The sequence below is a fragment of the Acidobacteriota bacterium genome, from assembly GCA_040754075.1.
Lineage (GTDB): Bacteria > Acidobacteriota > Blastocatellia > UBA7656 > UBA7656 > JBFMDH01.
In genome coordinates, this window is sequence record JBFMDH010000040.1 from 40,110 (window position 1) to 63,007 (window position 22,898).

16 protein-coding genes are annotated in these 22,898 nt (G+C 48.5%); 9 read left to right on the top strand and 7 right to left on the bottom strand.

The genetic code is table 11. The annotated features are described in order from the left end of the window. Window positions 1–29: 29 nt before the first annotated feature. Window positions 30–1,034, bottom strand: coding sequence for a tetratricopeptide repeat protein (locus AB1757_28000; protein MEW6130906.1), 1,005 nt, complete (start codon window positions 1,032–1,034; stop codon window positions 30–32). 121 nt (window positions 1,035–1,155) lie between these two features. Between AB1757_28000 and polA the strand changes: the two genes are divergently transcribed. Beyond that, window positions 1,156–3,921 carry a DNA polymerase I gene (polA, locus tag AB1757_28005; protein MEW6130907.1) on the top strand — a complete coding sequence of 922 codons (2,766 nt, stop codon included), beginning with the start codon at window positions 1,156–1,158 and terminating at the stop codon, window positions 3,919–3,921. A 57-nt stretch (window positions 3,922–3,978) separates the two neighbouring features. Here polA and AB1757_28010 read toward each other — a convergent pair whose 3' ends face one another. Then, on the bottom strand, window positions 3,979–4,536 hold the full coding sequence (locus AB1757_28010) for a hypothetical protein (GenBank protein ID MEW6130908.1): 558 nt from the start codon (window positions 4,534–4,536) through the stop codon (window positions 3,979–3,981). Window positions 4,537–4,773: 237 nt separating this feature from the next. On the opposite strand from AB1757_28010, the gene AB1757_28015 reads away from it, so the two are divergent. From AB1757_28015 to AB1757_28025, 3 genes are all read left to right on the top strand, one after another. Further along, window positions 4,774–7,044, top strand: coding sequence for a DPP IV N-terminal domain-containing protein (locus tag AB1757_28015; protein MEW6130909.1), 2,271 nt, complete (start codon window positions 4,774–4,776; stop codon window positions 7,042–7,044). Window positions 7,045–7,334: 290 nt separating this feature from the next. After that, window positions 7,335–9,191 carry a CocE/NonD family hydrolase gene (locus AB1757_28020; protein MEW6130910.1) on the top strand — a complete coding sequence of 619 codons (1,857 nt, stop codon included), beginning with the start codon at window positions 7,335–7,337 and terminating at the stop codon, window positions 9,189–9,191. A gap of 39 nt (window positions 9,192–9,230) precedes the next feature. After that, window positions 9,231–10,079 carry an SMI1/KNR4 family protein gene (locus tag AB1757_28025; protein ID MEW6130911.1) on the top strand — a complete coding sequence of 283 codons (849 nt, stop codon included), beginning with the start codon at window positions 9,231–9,233 and terminating at the stop codon, window positions 10,077–10,079. 16 nt (window positions 10,080–10,095) lie between these two features. On the opposite strand, the gene AB1757_28030 is transcribed toward AB1757_28025, so the two are convergent. Then, window positions 10,096–10,743, bottom strand: a complete 648-nt coding sequence (locus AB1757_28030; protein ID MEW6130912.1) for a gluconate 2-dehydrogenase subunit 3 family protein — start codon at window positions 10,741–10,743, stop codon at window positions 10,096–10,098. Further along, a complete protein-coding gene (locus tag AB1757_28035; GenBank protein ID MEW6130913.1) occupies window positions 10,743–12,536 on the bottom strand; it encodes a GMC family oxidoreductase in 1,794 nt (597 codons plus the stop codon). Before AB1757_28035 ends, AB1757_28030 begins: the two co-directional genes overlap by 1 nt. A 166-nt stretch (window positions 12,537–12,702) precedes the next feature. Here AB1757_28035 and AB1757_28040 point away from each other — a divergent pair, with 166 nt between their 5' ends. The 4 genes from AB1757_28040 to AB1757_28055 all read left to right on the top strand — a co-directional run bounded on the left by AB1757_28040 (window position 12,703) and on the right by AB1757_28055 (window position 18,342). Beyond that, complete coding sequence (locus AB1757_28040) at window positions 12,703–13,581, top strand: sugar phosphate isomerase/epimerase (GenBank protein MEW6130914.1); 879 nt, start codon at window positions 12,703–12,705, stop codon at window positions 13,579–13,581. Between the two features lie 363 nt (window positions 13,582–13,944). Continuing rightward, window positions 13,945–15,000 (top strand): DmsE family decaheme c-type cytochrome, encoded by a 1,056-nt coding sequence (locus AB1757_28045; GenBank protein MEW6130915.1) that lies wholly within the window; start codon window positions 13,945–13,947, stop codon window positions 14,998–15,000. A 30-nt stretch (window positions 15,001–15,030) separates the two neighbouring features. Beyond that, the gene (locus AB1757_28050) at window positions 15,031–17,160 is read left to right on the top strand and encodes a hypothetical protein (GenBank protein MEW6130916.1); all 2,130 of its coding nucleotides are present in this window, start codon (window positions 15,031–15,033) and stop codon (window positions 17,158–17,160) included. A 252-nt stretch (window positions 17,161–17,412) separates the two neighbouring features. Then, window positions 17,413–18,342 carry a hypothetical protein gene (locus AB1757_28055; GenBank protein MEW6130917.1) on the top strand — a complete coding sequence of 310 codons (930 nt, stop codon included), beginning with the start codon at window positions 17,413–17,415 and terminating at the stop codon, window positions 18,340–18,342. Window positions 18,343–18,572: 230 nt separating this feature from the next. Here AB1757_28055 and AB1757_28060 read toward each other — a convergent pair whose 3' ends face one another. Beyond that, window positions 18,573–19,049, bottom strand: a complete 477-nt coding sequence (locus AB1757_28060; protein MEW6130918.1) for a DinB family protein — start codon at window positions 19,047–19,049, stop codon at window positions 18,573–18,575. A 96-nt stretch (window positions 19,050–19,145) separates the two neighbouring features. Here AB1757_28060 and AB1757_28065 point away from each other — a divergent pair, with 96 nt between their 5' ends. Continuing rightward, on the top strand, window positions 19,146–20,048 hold the full coding sequence (locus tag AB1757_28065; GenBank protein ID MEW6130919.1) for a DMT family transporter: 903 nt from the start codon (window positions 19,146–19,148) through the stop codon (window positions 20,046–20,048). 32 nt (window positions 20,049–20,080) lie between these two features. Here AB1757_28065 and AB1757_28070 read toward each other — a convergent pair whose 3' ends face one another. Both AB1757_28070 and AB1757_28075 read right to left on the bottom strand, forming a co-directional pair. Continuing rightward, the gene (locus tag AB1757_28070) at window positions 20,081–20,851 is read right to left on the bottom strand and encodes a hypothetical protein (GenBank protein ID MEW6130920.1); all 771 of its coding nucleotides are present in this window, start codon (window positions 20,849–20,851) and stop codon (window positions 20,081–20,083) included. Window positions 20,852–21,138: 287 nt separating this feature from the next. Continuing rightward, window positions 21,139–22,839 carry a hypothetical protein gene (locus tag AB1757_28075; protein ID MEW6130921.1) on the bottom strand — a complete coding sequence of 567 codons (1,701 nt, stop codon included), beginning with the start codon at window positions 22,837–22,839 and terminating at the stop codon, window positions 21,139–21,141. Window positions 22,840–22,898 lie beyond the last annotated feature (59 nt).

Genomic DNA, 22,898 nt, shown 5'->3' on the forward strand with positions numbered 1-22,898 from the left:
ACGGGCACAACGATCAACAAGCCCATTGCTTATTTTTTATTCTCCTGAATGTATTGCTGCAATTTTTTCTTATCGGGGTAATCAGGTTTCTTTTCCAAAAATTTCTCGTACTCAATTGCGGCGCGGTCTTTCATTCCGGCTCCGTTATAAAGCGTCGCAAGCCTTAAATGCACATCGGCTTTGCCGACGGGGTCAAGCTTAATCGCTTCGTTCAGGTAGCCAACGGCTTTCGAGCCTTTCTTGATTTGCAGGTAGCATTCACCCAACAAATGATTGGCTTCGGCAGAAGGCGGTGGCGTGGCAACCGCGCGCGTCAGGATTTCAATCGCGCCATCATAATTTTTCTGCGCGATTCTGAGTTTCCCAAGGCTCATCAGCGCCAGCATATAATCGGGCTTTTCCTGCAAGGCGCGAAGATAAGAACTTTCGGCATCGCCATTTTTATCCTGTTTGGATTGCAACGTACCAATGCCTGCCCAGGCGATAAAATCTTTGGGGTCATCGGTGACGATCTCTTTGAGTAACGTCATGGCTTCGTCATTTCTTTTTTTATCAATCGCCTCCATCGCTTTATCGAATTTGCTTTGATTGGCAGGCAAACGATTGTAACTAACTGCTGCGACCGTCCCACTCGCCGACGGATTTTTTCTGCCAACATTGGGACGCCATTCCAAAGCGATGTCCTGGCGCACATCGGTCGGGCGAAGTTCCATCAAGCGCACGCGAATGCGCGCGACCTCATCGTTTTCAACCTGCACAACAATGTCATACTCGCCGTTTTGAACATTCAAAAAACGATAGCGCCCATTATTGGTGGTCGGTTGTCTGCCGATAACATTGCCGCTCGCTGTAACCAGTAAAATATGATAGGACGCAGGCTTGAGTCCGGTTACTTTACTTTCATCGACGCGCAAATCACCCAACAAGGTGTTGCCGCTTTGCGCGCCGGCGTTCAGTGAATAAAACACCAACACCAGAGTCAACAACTTCACCAACGCTTTTACCGAATGATTGAAAAAAAATGCGAATGTCATGATGCACCTCCCGTCTTTGGCTGGGCAGTCAGTCTAACAAAACAAAATTTCCCAAGCCAAGCAGATAATTTAGCGTTTCAATCCTTGCTGTAGTTGACACTCGAAAAGCGCCCCGCCTAGTATGACCGCTATGGGTTTAACCGAACGCAAACGCCTCTTTATTGTCGATGGAATGTCACAAGTCTATCGCGCTTATTATGCGATTCGCGGTTTATCGAATTCCGCGGGCCAACCGACCAACGCAGTTTACGGATTCACCATGATGCTCAGGCGACTAATCAACGCCGAACAACCTGATTTTCTCGGCGTCGCTTTCGATTCGCCGGAACCGACTTTTCGCCACGAACAATTTGAACGCTACAAAGCGCAGCGCGCCCCTATGCCCGACGACCTGGTTTTACAATTGCCATTCATCGAACGTGTCTGCCAAGTGTTGCGCGTTCCGCTCATTCGTTACGCAGGTTACGAAGCCGACGACATCATCGGCACCTGGGCAACCAAAGCCAAACAGGCGGGCATTGACGTCATCATCGTTTCCAACGATAAAGATTTATGCCAACTGGTGAATAGCCACGTCAAAATGATGCGCGCCGAACGCAGCGGCGATTTGCGCTGGCTGGATGAAAAAGGCGTTGAAGAAAAATTGAATGTTCGTCCCGATCAAGTGGTTGATTTGTTGGGACTGTGGGGCGACGCCTCCGACAATATTCCGGGCGCGCCGGGGATAGGTGAAAAAGGCGCAAAACAGATTATTCAGGAATTCGGCAGCATCGAAAACGCCTACGCCCACGCCGCAGAGATTCCCCGCAAAGTCTATCGCGAAAGTTTACTCAATAATATTGAATTGATTCGCCAATCGCGGGAACTCGCGCGCATCGTTTGTGATTTGCCGATTGAACTCGATTTGGAAGCCTTGAAATACGAAACCCCCGACCGCGAAGCAGCCTACGAATTATTTTCCGAGTTGGAATTCGGACAACTCTCGCGTGAGTTTGCCGACGCTGCCAATCCCGAAACTCTGGCTCTGGTTGCGGCGCGCAAAGCCGGTGCGGTGCGTTATACGAACATTGCGACCAAAAGCGAACTGACGAAATTTATCAAATCATTACACGGCGAAGACCGCTTTGCCCTAGCGGTTGCCACCCGCAAAGGCGCGGCATACGGCTTGGCGATTTCAACTGCCGCATCGAATGCCACGCTGATTGATTTTGATAAACTGGCGGAAAAAGTTGATGCCCTCAGTTTGCTCAAAGATATTTTAGAAAATGGCTTGATTCAAAAATCCATTCACGATTGGAAAGGCGCGCTCAGCGCTCTAACCGATTATCTGCATCGCCAGGCAGCCTCGGTTGAATCGACCGATGAAGCCAGTTCGCCACTGTTTGCGGCGATGCAAGCCAAGCCCGCCCACGATGGCACGATTCAGAAGTTTACGCCGCTCATTCGCATTGAAGGCGTCGAAGATGACACCTTGCTTGCAGCATACTTACTTGACCCTAATCGCCTCGAACATCCGTTACTGGAAATTGCCCGCGAACATCTGGGATTGCAGATGATTGATACGCTCGAAGGATTCGAGGCTGATGATTTACACGCTTTGCAAATCGCCGATTTCACAGGACAGGTGGCAGACGTATTGCGCGCCAAGTTGCGCGACCGGGAGCTTGAAAAAATTTATAGCGAAATCGAATTGCCGCTGGTTGAAGTATTGTTTGAAATGGAACAGGTCGGCGTACGGGTTGACATCAAGGCTTTGAAAAAAGCCGAACAGGAAATGCAGAAAGAACTGGAACGCCTGACCAAAGCGATTTATCAAGTCGCCGGTCAGGAATTCAATATCAATTCACCTGCGCAACTCGGCGAGGTGTTCGAGAAACTCAATTTTGAACTGACACGCAAAACCAAAACCGGAAAGATTTCCACCTCGAACGATGTGCTGGTTGAACTTGCGGAAAAATATGAACTGCCTAAGCTCATCATCGAATACCGCGAGATTGCCAAACTCAAAAACACTTATGTTGATGCCTTGCCGCGCCTCATCAACCCGCGCACCGGGCGCATTCACACGACGCTCAATCAGGCAATCGCCGCAACCGGCAGGCTGTCATCAACGAATCCCAATCTGCAAAACATCCCGGTGCGGACAGAGCTTGGTCGTCGCATCCGCGCAGCGTTTGTGCCGTCTGTGGGGTACGTGTTGATGTCCGCCGATTATTCGCAAATCGAACTGAGACTCTTTGCGCATCTGACAGGCGATAACAAGATGACCGAAGCGTTTCAGAAAAACGAAGACATTCACGCCAAAACCGCGCGCGAAGTTTTCGGCGCCAAGACCAAAGCAGAAGAACACGATTTGCGACGGCTTGCGAAAATCGTCAACTTCGCGATTCCCTATTCGGTCGGCGCATTTGGACTGGCGCAGCGCACCACGCTCAGCAGAGCCGAAGCCAAAAAAGCGATTGATAATTATTACGAAACCTACAAAGACGTGCGCCGCTACATGGAAGAGACGCCGGAAGTCGCCCGCCAGACCGGTTGTGTGAAAAGCATATTCGGCAGGTCGCGACCGATTCCCGACATCAACAATAAAAATCATGCCTTGCGGGCAAGAGCCGAACGCGAAGCCATCAACGCGCCTTTGCAGGCAAGCGCCGCCGATTTGATGAAGATGGCGATGCTCAAAGTCCACGACCGATTACAACGCGAAAAATTGAAAGCGCAAATCATCATGCAGGTGCATGACGAACTGTTGCTCGAAGTGCCCGAAGCGGAAATTGAGCGGGTTAAGGAATTGGTAAAAGCTGAAATGGAAAATGTCTATCCCTTGAGTGTGCCGCTCATCGTTGATGTTGGCACAGGGAAAAACTGGATGGAAGCAAAACCGTAAAAACAGCCATTTTACTCAATAAAAACGGCTGTTTTACGATTGCGATGGAATTTTCAATTAAGCGAATGAGCGTTCAAATAAAGCTTTAATCGCGGCTTTGCCATGCTCTTCAAGCACGCTGGTGCCGGTGCCGGTGAAATGAATGTGGGTGATGACCGGCAAATCATCATCTTTACGTTCGACCCAATCCGAATCATTCCAGGTAAACCAGGCGTTGCGTTTCTGGTCGAAAACGTGCAGAGGTTTATTGCAGAGTTTGGCAAATTCTGCGCCCCATCCGGTGCCACCCTTCACGGTTTTGTCTTCGAGAATTTCCCCGATGACATAAATCTCCTGACCGTTGTTGATTTGATACCAGATGCTTTGCAGGAGTTTGCGAAACGTCGGGCTGTCGTTATAGCGACGATTCATCAGGCGGGATACATACGCGAGGCTCACATCGCCTTTGAGTAACTCTTCGTGATTGAGAACGCGATGTCCGCGCCCGCGAACGATGTTGTGCCCTTCAAATGTGAAATTGACTTCTTCAATACCAAACTTCTCGGCGTTTGCGCCAAACTCGGCTTCCGCGCCTTTGGCGCCGCCGCTGAACAAAATAAAATCTTCTTTATTCATAGCTTCCTTTCTTTAATTATTACCTCGTTTTTAATAACTGCTCTGGCTGTCGGGTAGCGATTTTTCCCGACAGATAAACTTGAACAATAACAGATGCGATGAGTTTTTAGAAAACCCTTTCGTCAGACGCCGCCGGTTGATTTGTGCAATCGAGTCCATTTGTGCAAAATAGCGACGCAATCATTTCTTCAATAATTTGCCAGTGGATGACTCAACCTTTTTCCGGGGGAACGCTTCATGAAAACCAACAGATATTTGCAAAGCTCAGCCTTGCTTTGCAGCCTCTTGCTTTTGCCCGTCCACATTTTTGCACAAGGGACGCTTGCCGATTATGAACGCGCGACCATGCTTCGCGGCAAGGTTCAAGGGCTTGCTGTCAATATACCCGAACGCGCCAACTGGATAGAAAAGACGCATCGTTTCTGGTATCGCAAATCCGTAAAAGGCGGCAATGAATTCATACTGGTTGATGCCGACACCGCCGCGAAAACACCGGCGTTCGACCATGAAAAACTCGCAATGTCACTTTCCCAAGCCTCGGGCGGGAAATATACAGCAGTGACCTTGCCATTCAATACCTTCACTTTTGCAGACAACCAACAAGCCATCGAATTTGAAATCGGCGATGCGAAATGGAAAGCGACGCTTACGGATTATGTTTGTAAAAAGACCGGGCAGGTCACACGCCGCGAACGACCTTCAGGCATTCCGGGTCCCCGTTACCCGTTGCCTGATGCGCCAGCGATTTCACCCGATGGCAAATCGGAAATCGTCATTCAAAATTTCAATGTTTATCTGCGACCAAAAGGCAAACGCGAAGGCGTGCAACTCAGCTTCGACGGTTCGGAAGGAAATTTTTATACCTACTGGCAAGGCAGTTGGTCGCCCGATGCCAAAAAATTTGTCGCCTATCGCGTGCGTCCGGGTTATAACCGCAAGATTCAATATGTCGAATCGTCGCCGCTTGACCAACTGCAACCGAAATATTCAATTATCGATTATGCCAAACCCGGCGACGCGCTCGATATACCGCAACCTGTGCTTTTCGATATTGAAAACAAAAAACAGACAGTGGTTGAAAACGCGCTTTTTTCCAATCCGTATCAACTATCGCGTCCCGAATGGCGCAAAGCGAGTGGCGCTTTTACGTTTGAATACAATCAGCGCGGACATGAAATTTATCGGGTTATCGAAGTCGATGCGGCAAGCGGTAAACCGCGCGCCGTGGTCAGCGAAGAACCGCAAACTTTCTTCTGCTATTCCGGCAAACGCTATCGCTATGATTTAAGCGATGGCAAAGAGGTTATCTGGATGTCGGAACGCGACGGCTGGAATCATCTGTATCTCTACGACGGCGCAACCGGCGCGGTAAAAAATCAAATCACCCGAGGCAACTGGGTGGTGCGCGGGGTTGAAAAGGTTGATGAGGCAAATCGCCAAATCTATTTTCGCGCCAGCGGCATGTACGCCGGCAAAGACCCATATTTTGTCCATTATTATCGCATCAATTTCGATGGCACGGGGCTTACGAGCTTAACCACCGCAGACGCCAACCACACCGCCAGTTTTTCTTCGGACATGAAATTTTTCGTCGATACCTGGTCGCGTGTGGATTTGCCGCATACTTCCGAACTCCGTCGGGTTGCCGATAATCAGGTGATTGCCGAACTTGAAGGCGCAGATATTCAAGAGCTTTTAAAAACCGGATGGCGCGCGCCGGAAGTTTTCACCTCGATGGCGCGCGATGGCAAAACCGACATCTGGGGCGTCATCTATCGCCCGTCCAATTTCAACCCGGCGAAAAAATATCCGGTCATCGAAAATATCTATGCAGGTCCCCAGGATTCATTCGTGCCGAAATCATTCGCGGCATTTAATCCCATGCAGGCGATGGCGGAACTCGGATTTATCGTCGTGCAGGTCGATGGCATGGGAACCTCGAATCGCTCGAAAGCGTTTCACGATGTCTGTTGGAAAAATTTAGGTGACGCGGGGTTTCCCGACCGCATTTTGTGGCACAAAGCGGTAGCCACAAAATATCCTTATTACGACATCAACCGCGTCGGCATTTATGGAACTTCGGCAGGCGGGCAAAACGCGATGGGGGCGCTGCTCTTTCATCCCGAATTTTATAAAGTCTGTGTCGCGTCTTGCGGTTGTCACGATAATCGCATGGATAAAATCTGGTGGAACGAACAATGGATGAGTTGGCCGCTTGGGCCACAATACGCCGCCGCGTCGAACGTCGATAACGCTTATAAATTGCAAGGCAAACTGTTGCTTTATGTCGGTGAGATGGATATGAATGTTGACCCGGCTTCGACCATGCAGGTAGTCAACGCATTGATTAAGGCGAACAAGACTTTCGATTTGCTGGTGCTACCGGGCGCAGGTCATACCAACGGCGGCGTCTATGGCGATAGAAAACGTTTTGACTTTTTCGTTCATCATCTGCTCGGCGTCGAACCGCCGGATTGGAATCGCGTCGAAACCAAATCAGCCGGGTAATCGGTAGCCCGACTCTCAGGTTTCTTTTACCTGATGAACTTGTTCGATAAAATCCATCGGCGTATGATTGCGCCGTTTGCAAAATTTTTTTTGCCTCGTGCTTTTCATCAGTGGATTTAAAATTCAACACAATTCTTCATACAAAATTTGACGCGCTGTGTGGGCGTCATCATTTAAGGAGCATAAAGATGCGAATGAAAATTTTCTGGACATTTATACTCATTGGAACCGGGTTGCTTTTTGCCCTGCAAAATGCCCCCGGACAGGGACGCGGGCAGGCAAATCCCGAAATGGTTGCTCGACTGAACAACATCGAACGGGAACTACAATCCATCGCCATCGTTGAACGCAAACTGATGATTCCGATGCGCGACGGCACACGCATCGCCACCGATGTCTATCGCCCGAAAGATACCTCGAAAAAATATCCGACCATCTTTGTGCGAACCCCTTACAACTTCAATTTCTGGAACGTGCGACTCGGCGCGCCGCGCGATATGAGCAATGAACTCGAAGCCGTCAAACACGGCTATGCCTTTGTCGAAATGAACGAGCGCGGTCATTTTTTCTCGGAAGGCAATTATGACATTCTCGGCGCGCCACTCAGCGACGGTGACGACGAATTTACCTGGATTTCCAAGCAACCGTGGTCAAACGGCAAAGTCGGAACCATCGGTTGTTCATCGACTGCCGAATGGCAGATGGCGGTCGCGTCGCTTGGCAACCCGGCGTTTGCCGCAATGATTCCGCAAGGCTTCGGCGCAGGCGTCGGGCGCGTCGCGCCTTATTATGAACAGGGCAACTGGTATCGCGGCGGCGCGGTGCAGATGTTATTTATCGCCTGGCTTTATGGTGAACAAAATCAGGTGCGCCCGATGTTCCCGCGCAATACATCACAGGAAGATTTGATTCGCGCCTCGAAATCATTTGACCTCGCGCAACAATTGCCGCCGGTCGATTGGTCAAAAGCGCTCAGACATTTGCCGGTTATGGACATTATGAAAGCGGTTGACGGGCCGAAAGGCATTTTCGCAGACGCCATGCCCGTCGATACCGGCGGCGCGATGATTAAACGCGCCCCCAATGACCCGGCGTGGTACAAAGGCGGTCTCTGGCACGACAACATGAAAATCAATGTGCCGGGTTTCTGGTTCATGTCATGGTATGACGTGTCTGTGGGACCAAATCTCGCGGCTTATAATCACGCGCGCAAAACGGCGCGACCCGAAATCGCCAATCAACAATATGCGGTGATTGCGCCGACTCTGCATTGCGCCTATAAACGCGCCTCGGAAAACACCGTTGTCGGTGAACGCAGCATGGGCGATGCGCGATTGAATTACGATGAACTCACTTATGCGTGGTTCGATTATTTCCTCAAAGGCGAAAAGAACGGCATTCTCGAAAAGATGCCCAAAGTTCGCTACTTCACTATGGGGCTGAACAAGTGGCAATCGTCGGATACCTGGCCCCCGCAAGGCGCAACCCCGATGAGCCTTTATTTTTCAAGCAACGGCAAAGCCAATACCTTAAATGGCGATGGGCTGTTGACCGAAACCCCACCGGCAAGCGATAGCCCGGATAAATTTGAATACGACCCGATGAATCCGGTGCCGTCGTTTGGTGGCAATGTCTGTTGTACGGGCAATGCGGTGCAGGGCGGCTCGTTTGATCAGCGCAAGATGGAAGAGCGCCCGGACATTCTGGTTTACAGCAGCGAACCTTTGAAAGAAGGCATTGAAGTGAGCGGCTCCATCGAAGTGACGCTCTATGTTTCGTCGGATGTGAAAGACACCGATTTCACGGTGAAGTTGATTGACGTTTACCCTGATGGTCGCGCTTATAATCTGGATGAAACGATTCAGCGCGTTCGCTATCGTAATGGTTACGATAAGCCTGTGGCGTGGATGGAAGCGGGCAAAGTTTACAAAGTGACGCTGCAACCGATGACCACCAGTAATTTCTTTGAAGCCGGTCATCGCATTCGCATTGAAGTTTCAAGCAGCAACTTCCCGCGTTTTGACCGCAATATGAACACCGGCGGAAAAAATTATGACGAGAGCCAAGGCATCATCGCGCATAACGCCGTCCATCATTCGCGGCAGTATCCATCGGAAGTCAAACTCACGGTAGTGAAGAGATATTGAGTGTTTAATTCGCTGAAACTCAAGTCTGTCCAAATGACAATGAACGAAGTAATAACCAGGATGCCAGGGCTTGGTGTTTTATTAAACAAGCCCTGCACTGCGTCACAAATCACTCAACTTGAGTCAGCATTGAATTGTGTTTTGCCGGAAGGCGTGAGGTTGCTTTATCAACATCATGACGGAATGAAAGACCAATCATCATTTCCCGTCAGGATGATGAGCGCTAAAGAAGTAATCGAAACCCATTCATCATTAGTTGCAGTCGGTCGGTTGACTGATGAGGTTCGGGTTTTCTGGATTGATGAATTTGCTGGCAATTATATGGGCATTTATGTAACCGGGCTGTTAAAGGATAAAATCTGTTATCTGGATCACGAAGAAATAGACTTCTCACCCGTCTACCGAACCGTAGAATCTTTTTATGCAGCGGGGATTGATGCAATGGCATCCGGTGAAGACTGGTATCAGATGGCTAAAGATTATCCTATTCTTGAGGCTGAGTCGGAAGAAGAGCAGGATTCCGTCATCGCTAAACAACTACTCGCAAAACTGGAAGAACCAACAAATGATGAAAACCAAACGAACCTGGCATTATGCGTGATGAATATTCTTCCAATGTCGCAAACCCATCGGCTCTTCAAATTCGCAGAAAGCAATAATATGTGGATTCAAGAGAGGGCTTGCGAACTTCTCGGTAAAAAAAGAATTACTGAAGCCATCCCTTTGCTTTCATTAGTTGCGAGAAATGGCACACATAATGGTCGAATCGCATCAATGGTGGCATTACGCAATTTCAACACAGTTGAAGCTGACAAGGAGATAGCAACACTGATTAATGTTCTAGGGCTGGAATGGTCGATCTATTTGCGAAGACACAATCCAGCCTAATTCAAGCCCTGGCGCTTCAGGTCGCGTCAACGCCGACGAATTCTTTCAAGTAGGTGTTGCCTTTATATTCCATTTCCGTATGAATGCCGATTTTTGAAGTGTAATAGGCATTCACGGTGCGCGCTTTTAACTCGACGAAAAATTTCTCTTCGGGCTTCTTTGGCTCGCGTTCATTTTGCGAAATGCGCGTCAGCAAGGCGATGCGCTCATCAGGCGTCGCTTGTAAAAATGCCCGACCGTGCATCTCCTGCGAAATCGTCTCTATCAATTTGAGTCCATCGCGCCACATCTGTTTCGGTTCCGCTTCAAAGGATTCCGCAAGTCTTCGGTCAATATATTCAGCAACTTTGGCGGCGCGCGCCCCCGGCGAATGGTCATCTGTAGGAATAATCAATTCCGTCAGTTCATCAACCAGCGCAAACTCTGCGCGGGTGAAAAACCGCGGGGCGGGCGCTTTCGCAGCGGCTTTGCGTTGCGTTGCCTGAGTGGTCGCCGGCAAAAGCGGCGCGGCAACAATGGCGCTGGCGGTAAGCTTGAGCACCTCGCGGCGGCTCATACCGGCGGCTTCGTTGCTGGTCGTTTGAGCACGCAAATCCTGCGCTTCATCAGTTGCCGGTTGATTATTGTCTTTCATCATTTTCTGCTTTTCGCTTTGGTCAGCCATTATAAATTTCCTTTCTTGAACTGATCGGCGAGGTAATCGCACGAGCGCCATGCCAAAGCCATAATCGTCCAGGTCGGATTTTGACAAGAGGCGCTCACATGGCTGCTGCCATCAACCACGAAAAGATTTTTCACATCATGCGATTGTTGAAATTGATTGAGCACAGCGGTTTTCTTATCCATTCCCATGCGCGCGGTGCCGAGTTCATGGATTGACCAGCCTTCGGTCAAGATTTCCCGCTCAACGCCCACGACTTCGATACCTGCGGCTTCAAACATTTCACGCGCCGTATCAGCCATGTCTTTCGCCATCTTCTTTTCGTTGTCGCCGAATTTATAATGAAAGCGCAGCACCGGGATGCCCCACGCATCTTTCATTTCGGGGTCGATGTCCACATAATTTTCATAACGCGGCAACACCTCTCCGAATGCGCCCATGCTGATGAACGCCCCGGCATAATCGCGCACCTGCTTTTTATAATTTGCGCCAAATCCGGTCGTCCCCATCGCATTGCCGGGAAACATGGTCGTGCCGCTGCCGCCTTCAAATCCGTAACCGCGAATGAAATCGGCATGACGGTCTGTGAGGTTGCGAAAGCGCGCCACGTAAAAGCCGCCGGGGCGACCATCATCGAGGGTGTGCGGTTTCCCGACCAAATCTTTGACCAACCCGGCAACGCCCGGACCCATGATGTGTTCACAGAAATTGTGTCCGACGTGGGCGCTGGAATTACCGATGCCGTTTGGGTGAAGGGCAGATTTCGACAGTAACATGAGCCGCGTCGATTCAAGCGTCGATGCCGCCAGCACAACCACTTTGGCTTTTGCTTCATAAGTTTTTTTGGTTTCCGCATCAACGAACGCCACGCCTGTCGCTTTGCCGGTGTTTTTATCTACTGTCACTTCATAAGCGATGGCATTGGTGCGCAAGGTTAAATTGCCGGTATCCATTGCCGGATAAATGAGTCCGGTTGGCGAATCAAACGCCGCGTGAATATCACATCCGCCGGCGCGACGATTACACGCGCCGCGTCCGTAACAACGATTGCGATACTTGTTGTGTTTGAGTCCGTCCGTAGTCACGCCTGCGCGATAAGGGGTCAGCACGCGATTCATTTTTTTCAAGCCCTGGCGCAATTTCACTTCGGCGAAATTAAGTTTTGTCGGACGTTGAAAAATGCTGTCGGGCAAATGCGGCAGGTTCTCTTTTTGACCGGAGATGCCGAGATACAAATCGACTTTATCGTAATAGGGCGCGAGGTCTGCGTAAGAGATCGGCCAGTCTTCGCCGTAACCATCATGGGTTTTGGCTTTGAAATCCAAATCCGATAAACGCAAGGCGAGTCGTCCCCAGATGGTCGTCTTGCCACCTAAAACCCGCGCTCTGACCCAGGCATAATTCGTTCCCGTGTAAGGGTGGTCGCGCTCATCAACGACGATGTTTTTGCTGTAATCCGACCCTCCCCAACTTTGCACATACGAGTAAACATGTTTATGGGGCAAGCCCTTCGCATAAGGCGGTTGACGAATGGTGTATTCGTTGGGAATCAGCGCGTGCGCATCAGGCGGCATCTCGCCGCGACGCCGATGTTCATAAGGCCATTCGGTTGATTTCAATTCTTTATCAAGGTCGAGTTTTTTACCGGCTTCAAGCAACAAGACCTTCATCCCTTTCGAGGTTAGCACGTGCGCAGCCATGCCGCCTGCCGCGCCCGAACCGACAACGATGGCGTCATACACCTGTTTTAAATTCACATCGCTCTTGCGCTGTCGCTTGATTTGAATAAGGCTCATAGTTTCCTCATTGATGAATAAAGAATTTCAATTGTAGGTTGATTGAACGGTGCCAGCATATTAACCGCGTTCGGCAAAGTCAATAGCGTGGCTTCAACGCCTGGTAATAACCGTTAATTCAGATATGATAATCAGGCTCGCTGAAAAAATTTGCCGAGGATGGTTTATGGCACAGATGCGCAGAACGATTTTTTTAACACTTTTCATTGTTTCGTTCACCCTGCCTTATCGGGCTATGGCGCAAGGCACGCTGCACTTTAACCATAAATCAACAAACGGTTCGTTTGCCGTGCAACTCTGGAGCTTTCGCGATGATTTCAGCAAAGATGTTGCGGGCACATTGAGGCGTGTGCGTGAACTCGGCTTCAGGGAGGTTGAACTGGCGGGCACTTATGGAATGACCGCCGGACAGTTTCGCAAAGAACTCGATAAAGCCGGACTCAAAGCCATCAGTATGCACATTGAATATGCAACGGCGCGCGACAAAATCGATGAAGTCATTAAAGACGCCCGCATACTCGGCGTTCGCGATGTCGGGGTGCCGTGGATTCGCTCGCCGTTTACAAAATCGGATTGTCTGGCGGCAATTGCGGTTTTCAATCGTGCGGGCAGGAAACTTGCCGCGGCTGGTTTGCGGTTTTTCTATCACCTGCATGGGTATGAATTCGTGAACGATGAAAATGGCAAAGGCACGCTGTTCGATTTATTGATGGCGAAAACCGACCGGCGCTATGTTTATCTGCAACTCGATACCTATCACGTCGCCTATCCGGGGCAGGACCCTGTTGAGTTGCTCAAAAAATATCCCCGCCGGTTTATCTCGATTCATTTGAAAGACCTTCGCAAAGACACCGTCGGCGATGATTCGGGGGATTATCAAGAGGCTGCCGAAGTGCCCATCGGTCAGGGAAAAATTAACTGGCTGGAGTTATTGAAAACTGCAAGAAGGCAAGGCATTCGCCGGTATATTCTCGAACATGAGACGAGCACTGTATGGTTAGAAATCAAAGAAAGCCTGAATTATCTTAAAACGGTGTATTTTTAATATGCGATAATTTTTACCAACCTCGGCAACCCTCGCGGAAGCGGAAGTCCACCCCTTCAGTGCGCAAAGTTCCTCAAGTCTCGTTTAAATTCCCCAATTTTCACGCCAACAGGCGATTGCTTATCCTTTATTAAAGGAACCCGGAACGGAGAATCTCCTATCTTTTCAATAGGTAAGCCTCAAAACCCGGTTAGCGGCGGGGTTGCCAAACTAAAAATTTTGTGAACGCAAATTGCTGTACATTTTGTTTTTAAATTCGATTCCAGGCTGCCGGGGCAGCTACCTCATGGTTCTTTGACCTGCTTACCGCTTCTCGAAAAGAAGTCTCTAACTAGGCGATTAGAATTTCAAAGGAGAAAAAGCATGAACTCCTTAAGATGGCTCAAGGCGTTAGTGGTAGGAAGTTTCCTTGTAGGCGCACTCCTCCTGGCGACCTCAAGTACGCTCTCTAAAGTGACTGAATCGGACAATCAACCAGCCTCTCAATCTACGGCAACCCATGCCAACCCCGGAGATTTTATTGGCAGTGAAGCCTGCAAAGCCTGTCACGAAGATTATTTTAATAGCTTTGCCAAGACGGCTCATGCCAAACTCGCACACGCCGGATGGAAAGCCGAAAAGCAAGGTTGCGAAGCTTGCCACGGACCCGGTAAAGCGCATGTCGAAGCAGGCGGGGATAAAACCAAAATCCGCACTTTTGAGGGTGAAACGCCCAAGCAAATATCCGAAGCCTGTTTACAATGCCATGCGGGACGAGAGGAGCATAATAATTTCCGCAGAGGCGAGCACTGGCGCAATGATGTCGGTTGTACCAATTGCCATTCGCCGCATCTATCCGACGCTCCTGCCACTCAGGAGGCCGGGCCGGAAACCAAGCAAAGAAACGTGCCTTCATCTTTACAGGCGCTTGGACCTTTTCCGGCGCATTCGACCGATTTGCCGCCGCGCAAAATGTTACTGAAATCCGAAGCCCAGTTGTGTCTGTCCTGTCATAACGAAACCAAATCGCAATTCACCCAGCCTTTCCATCACAAAGTCCTTGAAGGCGCGATGCGGTGTTCGGATTGTCACAATCCGCATGGGGGATTCGAGCGCAAACAGGCGCGGCTTGCCGTTGGCGCAGATGCCGCCTGTATCAAATGCCATGCAGATAAACAAGGTCCCTTCGTCTTTGAACACGCGCCTCTCAAAATTGAAGGCTGTGCCATCTGTCATAGTCCGCATGGGGCGAGCAACCCGCGCCTGTTGAAACGCACAGAGGTGCGGCAGCTTTGCCTTGAATGCCATAGCAACGCTCACGAAATCGGCGCGCCCAATACGCCGAGTTTTCATAATCAGGCGACCGTGCGATTTCAAAATTGCACAACCTGTCACGTAAAGGTTCACGGCTCAAATAATCATCCGTTCTTTTTCCGTTAAAGCCGTCGTCATTGAGGAGGAACCGTTGCAATGAAGAATAAAGCTGTATTTACCCTTTTATTTTGGCTGGGTCTGACGGTTGCCATCATCGTGATGGGAAGCCAAGCGTGGGCGCAACAAGCGCCGCCCGCCGAAGAAAAAGCTTCACCGGCAACAAACGAGAGCGAAAAAAAACCGCCTTCAACGACTTCGGAAAAAGCGCAGCAATCGCCAACCCCTGCGGGCGGCGCTTACACGGTTATCTCCAGCATAGAGCTTGGGGTGCGCGGCATTATCATTGATGGCAATGCCGATAAATATCGCAGCGATCTGAACTACACGCCGGGCTTTCGGGTTTTCGATGCCAGTTTGCTGCTCCAGTCCAAAGATAACAATGGCGCGGTCTTCGATACCTTGATGGTGAGTTCGTTTGGCTGGGGCGGTGACCCGAATCGTCATTTGCGGGTCAATGCCGAAAAGACCAAAATTTATCGTTTCGACGCCAACTATCGCCGCTTCGATTATTTCAACAATCTTTTAAATCTGGCGCTCAATCAGCACACGGCAAATACGGAATACCGGCAGGGCGATTTTGAACTGACGTTGCTGCCGCAGAATGAGAAATTCAGAATCAGTCTGGGTTACTCGCTTGACCGCAATAGCGGCGCGTCGGTTACCACCTATGATTATCAACGCGACGAATTCCCGGTCTTTGCGCCCGTAAAATTTGAATCGAATGAATACCGTGTGGGCATTGATGGCAAGCTGTCGATTTTCGACATCTCGTTTCTTCAAGGGTGGCGATTTTTCAAAGAAGACACTACCTATTTCGTCACGTCGCCTTCACCCGGTAACAATCCGACGAATACCTCGGTAATCAATACCTTTCACAGAGACCTGCCGACGCGCACCCGCACGCCGTTTACCCGGCTCAGCCTGCATACTCTGGTAGCCAGAAAACTCGATTTCACCGGACGTTTTATCTACACCAGCGCGAAAACCAACTATGCGCTATTTGAAACCGTCACCGGCAGAGATTTTTCCGGCAACAATATTATTCTCGACAGCCTCACGGTCAGCGGAACCGCCAAGCGACCCAATACCCTGGGCGACATCGGCGTCACCTTTTTAGCTTCTGACCGCTTGAGAATATCCAATACCTTTCGCCTCAACCGCTTTCATATTGATGGCGGTCAAACGCTCGACGAAGCGCTGTTTCGCACGCGACCGGGACCATTTGGCGATACCCTATTGCCGCCGGTACTGTTGGCAGATAATTTATCGTTTCGCACCACCAAGTATCGCCAGGCGAGCAACACCATCGAAGCCGATTATGATTTCACCTCGCGATTTTCGGCGCATCTCGGCTATCGCTATACCGACCGGCGCATCGAACTTTTCAATTTCGACCCGACCACCGCGCAACCCGCGCCCGGAGAATTTGAAGAGGAGACTTTTGATAACCGGACGAATTCTTACATCTTGGGATTCAAAGCGCGACCGGCGCGCATCTGGTCGCTCTATTTCGATTTGGAAAAAGGTGAAGCCGATAACGTCTTCACCCGTGTAGACAATTATGATTTCACCAATCTGCGGTTGCGTAGCATTCTGAGACCATCAAAAAATCTCTCGGTCAATCTCTCTTTAATGACCAGAGACAACACCAACCCTTCACTCGTTGAAGACTCACTGACCCGTAGTTTCGGCGCAGATATTAATACGCGCACTTACGCCTCGTCTGTGGATTGGATTCCCAACAGAAAATTTTCGCTGAGTTCGGGCTATACCTATAGTCGTGTAACCAGCGAAGCGGCGATTATTTTCTTTGCCAACAACCTGCGAACCGAAGGGTTCAGCCGCTACTTTTTAAGAGACCATTTCGTCTTTGTGAATACTCATATTGAGTTGCATCCGCGCGCCCAATTATCTGCCGGTTACCGCATCCATAAAGACACCGGGCAAGGCGACCGCGTTTCGACACCCAATATCATCATCAGTTCATACCCGTTGCGTTTCCAATCGCCCGAAGTGCGAGTGGCTGTCAAACTACATAATTCGGTGGATTGGATTGCGGGTTATCAGTATTTCAATTATGAAGAAAAGTTGTTAAGCACCCAAAATTATCGTACACATTTGCCATACACCTCTTTGCGAATCTATTTCGGGCGACCGGATCGCTAGAGATGCATCGGTACGGAAATTCACTTTCCGGGAGCAGGCGCACAAACAGCCAATAGCGGGTGACGGAATCAGGCAAATTTCAGTTACCGCAGACGCCTCGGTCACCCAGAGCAATAATGATTTAAAGCGCACTCCTCAACCGAGCACGCAATCAACTTATCCCCTGCGGGGGTAAGCATGATTGACCAGACAGGCAAACCAAACCGCTGGCCACCTCCTGCAGGGCGTATCTTTAATATGGAGGTGGCTATTATGGCCAAAAAATTCATTCAAATCAGCTTCCTGGCATTTTTTCTTGTAAGCCTTCTCGCCCTCACCAGTTCATCATCAGCCCAGTCCAACCCCACACCTGCCCCCCTGGGACGACCCGATTATAACTATGCCGAATCCGATGGCTGCACCCGTTGCCATTTTGTTTACGGAGAAAAGGGCGACCATATGCCCGAAGCGGTTGGTATGTATTTCGATACCGCGAAGAATGCCTTCGCATTCACCGGAGGTGGCTGGCGGGCTTCAGCCCATTCCCAGTCAAATTACAAAACCACCCAGAATACTTTTTGCGCCAAGTGTCATTCGCCCCTACAGGCAAAAGCTGACGCCGAATTCAAGCTGGGCAAATCCGAACCCATCGCTGATGGTCAAGTTGAAGGCGTGACCTGCGCCGCCTGTCATCCGAACCACAACGCCGCAGTCGTATTAGGTCGCCGCCTCGGCATCTATAAATTTGGCATGGACAAAACGAAGCCCGAAGCTTATGACGTGGTTCACGAAGGCAATGAAGACCTGCTTTGTCTCAATTGTCATCAGACGCGCCATAACGAGGGCAATCCGGCATTCGACCTGATGTATGTTGCCGAAGTTCGTTGTATGGATTGTCACATGGCAGTGTATGGCAAGATAACCGGCACTGAGGTTGACAAGCGGTTCCATGATTTTAAAGTTGCCAAGAATCTGCCTTATTCCTGTGGGGTGATGGGGTCAATGACTCACTGCCATCCCGAATTCGGACCGGAAGCCACGGCAGCGTTCATTCCCTACCTGAAAAATCAACATAAAGATATGTGGACGCCTGACAAGACCACAAAGAAATTAAGAACCGCTGCGGACTACCTGAAACTCTGGAAGACCCTGCAAGCGCAGTTTGAAAATCAAACCGGCGAAGCGCCACCGAATGGGCGATAATGCCAATGGGTGGCGGTTTAATCCGGTTCATCTAGCCGAAAGGAGGTGAGAGCAAAAAGTTGAATAACGGTTATCATTCACCACATCAGCTAACCCGGGAACGTTGATGAATGATGATCAATCAATTGAATTATGAATCAATCTTATTAAGCGGCTCTTCTCATCTGAAAGTTTTGAGAGGAGCCGCTTTTAAAATTCCCGCTCTAAGTTCGACTCGTCGCGTCTATACCTTACGCCGATTCATGCTCCAGGGCTTTGCGAAGTTGCAGGATTTGTCCGAGATGATAAGCGTTATGGTCGGCGATTAATAAAATTTCCCTGAGATAGGTATGCCCATCGGTGTGCGAAATCACCGCGGTTAAATCAACCTTCGGGTCTTCAACCAGTTTAATCGTTGCTTGCAAATCAGCAACAAAACCCGACAGCGATTGCTGCCAATTGGCATCGCTCATCTGTTGGGGATTTTGCGGCCAATAGCCCGCGGGAAATTCCGGCGACCGCCAATCCGAGTCAAGCGTGTAGCGCAAAATGTCTTCCTGAGCGAGCCGCATATGTTCGAGCACTTCCCAGATGGAATGCTGTGCGCCAACCGGTTTGACATTTCTATGTGCAGGATTCAGATGTTCTATCGCCTTTTCAAAAGTGATGTGCGCCTGCCCGCCGTTTAAGAGTTCGACAAGACTTTTACGAAGCGTGTTATCATTCATAATTTTCCTGAGAACGATGATAAATTTTTCTGCGTATCCAATGCTGCCTGACATCAGGCAACATTAATTAAAAATACTAATTCACAGTTTATGCAAATGGCAAAACTCACGACCAAAATCCCCCCGATGCTCTTTGTTGTGGCGGCAATTTTACTCTGGAGCACCGGCGGGTTGTTTATCAAGATGACTACGCTCGATGCTTTTGCAGTCAATGCCGCGCGTTCGTTTCTGGCGGCGTTGACGGTTGCATTTTTCACCTTTAGAAAAGGCTTGCGGCTGACGCCGTTCATTCTGTTGAAATCGCTCATCTATGCCGGCATCCTTTCGAGCTTCGTTTACGCGACCAAAACCACTACCGCCGCCAATGCTATTTTTTTGCAGTACACCGCGCCGATTTATGTGTTGGCGTTGTCGCCTTTTGTATTGAAAGAAAAATTTCGCGGCACGGATTTGATTATCGTGGTTTGCTGTCTGGCGGGAATGGGATTGTTTTTTTTAGAAACGCCGGGCGCAACAACTCAACTGGCAGCCAGCCGCTTTACCGGCAATCTGGTGGCGCTGGTTTCAGGGGTTTTGTTCGGTTTGTATTTTGTTCTGCTGCGCCATCCGAAATCGCTTGGCAATCGCAATCCGGCAATCTCGGTGTTTTATGGCAACCTGCTGGTGGTGGTGTTTATGTTGCCCTTTCTGTTTCACCATCCGCCGCAACCGACCAAAGGTGATTTGCTTGCCGTGCTGTTTCTTGGGGTCTTTCAAATCGGCATTTCCTATACGCTCTTCACCTATGGAGTTGCCAGAGGCGTTCGCCCCTTTGATGCGAGCATCATCGGTTTTCTTGAACCCTTATTAAATCCGGTGTGGGTCTTTCTGGTGGTTGGTGAAACGCCGAGTCTGTGGGCGATTATCGGCGGGTTGGTCATCATTGCAACGGTAGCCGCGCATACCATCTGGAATAATCGCAACCGCCTATCAACCGCCAAACAAACCACTCCCGGCTAACTCCTTATTCATAACAACGATTGTGAAGCCACTTATTTAGTTGATGAGTCTATATCCCGGTGATAGCGGTCACGCATATCCTCAAAAGCGGAAATAAGCTTTTGGTCGGTGGTTGAGAAACCGTATTCAATGGCTCGTTCAGAGAAACTGGGGATTGCAAAAACCGCGCTATTTCTATCAACGATCCAGAAGTACAAGGGCACATAGGAATCAATCTCACGAATTTTTGCGCCTGCCAGCACGACTTCTAAAGTTCGTTTCTCATCTTTCTTCAACATTTCTAAAAAATATTCTCTGGTCAAATCCTCAAAACCTGGCGCGCCACCATGTAAAGAAAGATATTTCTCAAGCCGTTTAGCATTGCCGGAATCCTGTTTCCATTCTTCCCAGGTTTGCGCCGGTTTAAAGAATTGCTCAATAACTGATTTGTTGCGGGAGGTTTCATTTAAGCAGGTTATATTGACACGCACTTCCTCTTGCTGAATCTTGCGTTCGAGAGCCTGGCGGTAGGCAAGCCAATTGATAGGGTCTGAAAAGCTACCATAGGCAGGATAATCGCAAAATATTTCTATCTCTCGTTTTGCGTGTTCTAAAAAGGCAACAACTTCGGGAAAGTATTCCGGGAATTGACCGATATATCGAGTTGAAAGAGAACGCCTGACCTCATCTAAGGCAGTGGTATGGCTCTTGGCTTCGCTGGTCTGATTTCTTGCTTCAGAAATAACCTGGCGAATCTCACGAAGGTGCCATATGCCAACCACAAAGGCTAAAACGGCAAGCACCAAGCCTAAAATCTCAACCATAAAGTCTCCTTGTCATGTTTCAGATTTCACTAAAAAAAGAATTAAGGGTGAAATAATAGCTGGCGGCGCGAAGTCTATTCCGGTTCTCCAAATCTTGTCAATCAAGGTTGATTTAACATCTTGCCATTTTGTTTGCGGTGTGATGGTTTCAGTGTCGGCTCGTCTGCGATTCGTAGCGGGAGCTTCGCGGCATGCGTTACTGCCCCACCCACCCGAAGGTGCACGTTGCCCGCGCGTTCTTTGGCGCTTCGCGCACATAATAAAAAATAGATTAATATTTTGATGAATCACCTTCGTCCCTTCTTTCTTTTCTTTTTACTTTGGATAGCTTGTTGCTTACGGCTATTTCGCTTCCTTTGAGTTTTTTTATTTTCCATCTCTATTCTAAATTTTTCTAACTCTTGATTTTTCTTTTCAGCCATCTCAGCTCTCTTGATACTAATATAGGTGATTTTTTGTAGTTGATGGGTTCGTTCTTCCTGTATCTGGGCCATTTCGTTTGCAAGTTGAATTGCCGCCAATGGGCGATCTGAAGGTTTCAATCTACTTAAAACTTTTTCTGGTGGCTCACCATATTTACGCCCTATTGTTTGGTTATATCGTTGGCTCTCTTCTGTTATAAGAATGGCTGATTGATCAATAGTAGTTCCCATAACAATTTCCAGAATGTTTTCATCAATTAAAGTTAATCCAGATTGTGCGCATCCCCAAAGGATAGCTTGAAACGCTTTATCTGCTGACATTTCATCAGAAGATTTTGAAAGGGTTGAAGCAAATCGAAGAAAAGCATCGGGCTGCCAAGTTAAATGATCTGATGTCTTATCCAAAATGTTTAAAAGAGAAGTATTACTAATAAACCAAGAAGGTGAGGCTTCTGCTTGCTCAGATAAGATATTATATTTCCCTTCTCGTTCACTTCTAACAATAATATAGGCTTCTGACTCGGGCCTTGCTTTTTTATAAGGGTCAAAAAGCGGGAAATATAAGTTATTTTCTATTTCATCTTTTTCTTCAGTTGGTGTTTGCGTATTTGCTTCTCTTAGCTCAATAAGCTTTTCAGTATACCTTTCGGCTTCCTTATATTCTTCTTGGGAAAAACCTGGCCAATTATTAAAATCAATGACATCAATACCTATTTTTTCAAGCTTTATCCGAATATCCTTTTCGGTTGGCTTTCTGTTTCCAAAAATAGTAAATAAATAACTCTTCCAATCACAATTATTGCCAACTGCTTGCCATTTAATAAATCCCTCTAGAAATTGATTTTCGCTTCTAAATGGAGTTTGTCCTTTAGCGGCTGCTGTGATGTATGGAGATGATTGTCCGTATCTCTTAATAATCTTATCCGCGTAAATTAAATGTTCGCAGGTTTCATTGAATAATTTCGAGGTTGTAAAAAAACGAACGCCAGCTTCTTTCAATCGAGAAAAACAATCAAGGAAAATGAGATTAGTAGCTGCACCTAATGCTAATGCAGGGATTTGTGCATTTGAATCAACTAACCACACAGTTTTCTTTGCTTCTTTAAGTCTTTGAATTACCACATCGCCAAAAACCCCCAAAGAGTGATAAGCAAAAAACCCTTGAGATATTCTACCCAAATAGGCTTTTTCTGATTTATTAGCTTGTACAAATGCGTCTAAAGAGATACAAGAAAAGGCGAATCTCAGCAGATATGAATCATATTTTGATGCAGCTAGATTAATAAACTTAATAATAGAGCTTGGGATAGGTGCCACTTTATTTTTACTACTAGGAGAAAATAACGTTGTCGCAAGAGTTAACCCTCCTTCTCTGAAATATCCAGTAAGAGATGCTTCAATATCGGTTGTAATCATGTCCACCTCTGTTTGAGATAATGAAGGAAAATTTCTCTTTAAACGGATTTGCAATGATCCTTTAAATTGTTCTCTTAATAACCAATGGTTCGGACAAAAAATGAGATGAAAAAATAAGCCAATACCGATTAAATGGATGTTTCCAGACACCAGACAATCGGAGATTGGCTTATGACTTTCGTCAACCAGATTTTAGATCAGATGACCAA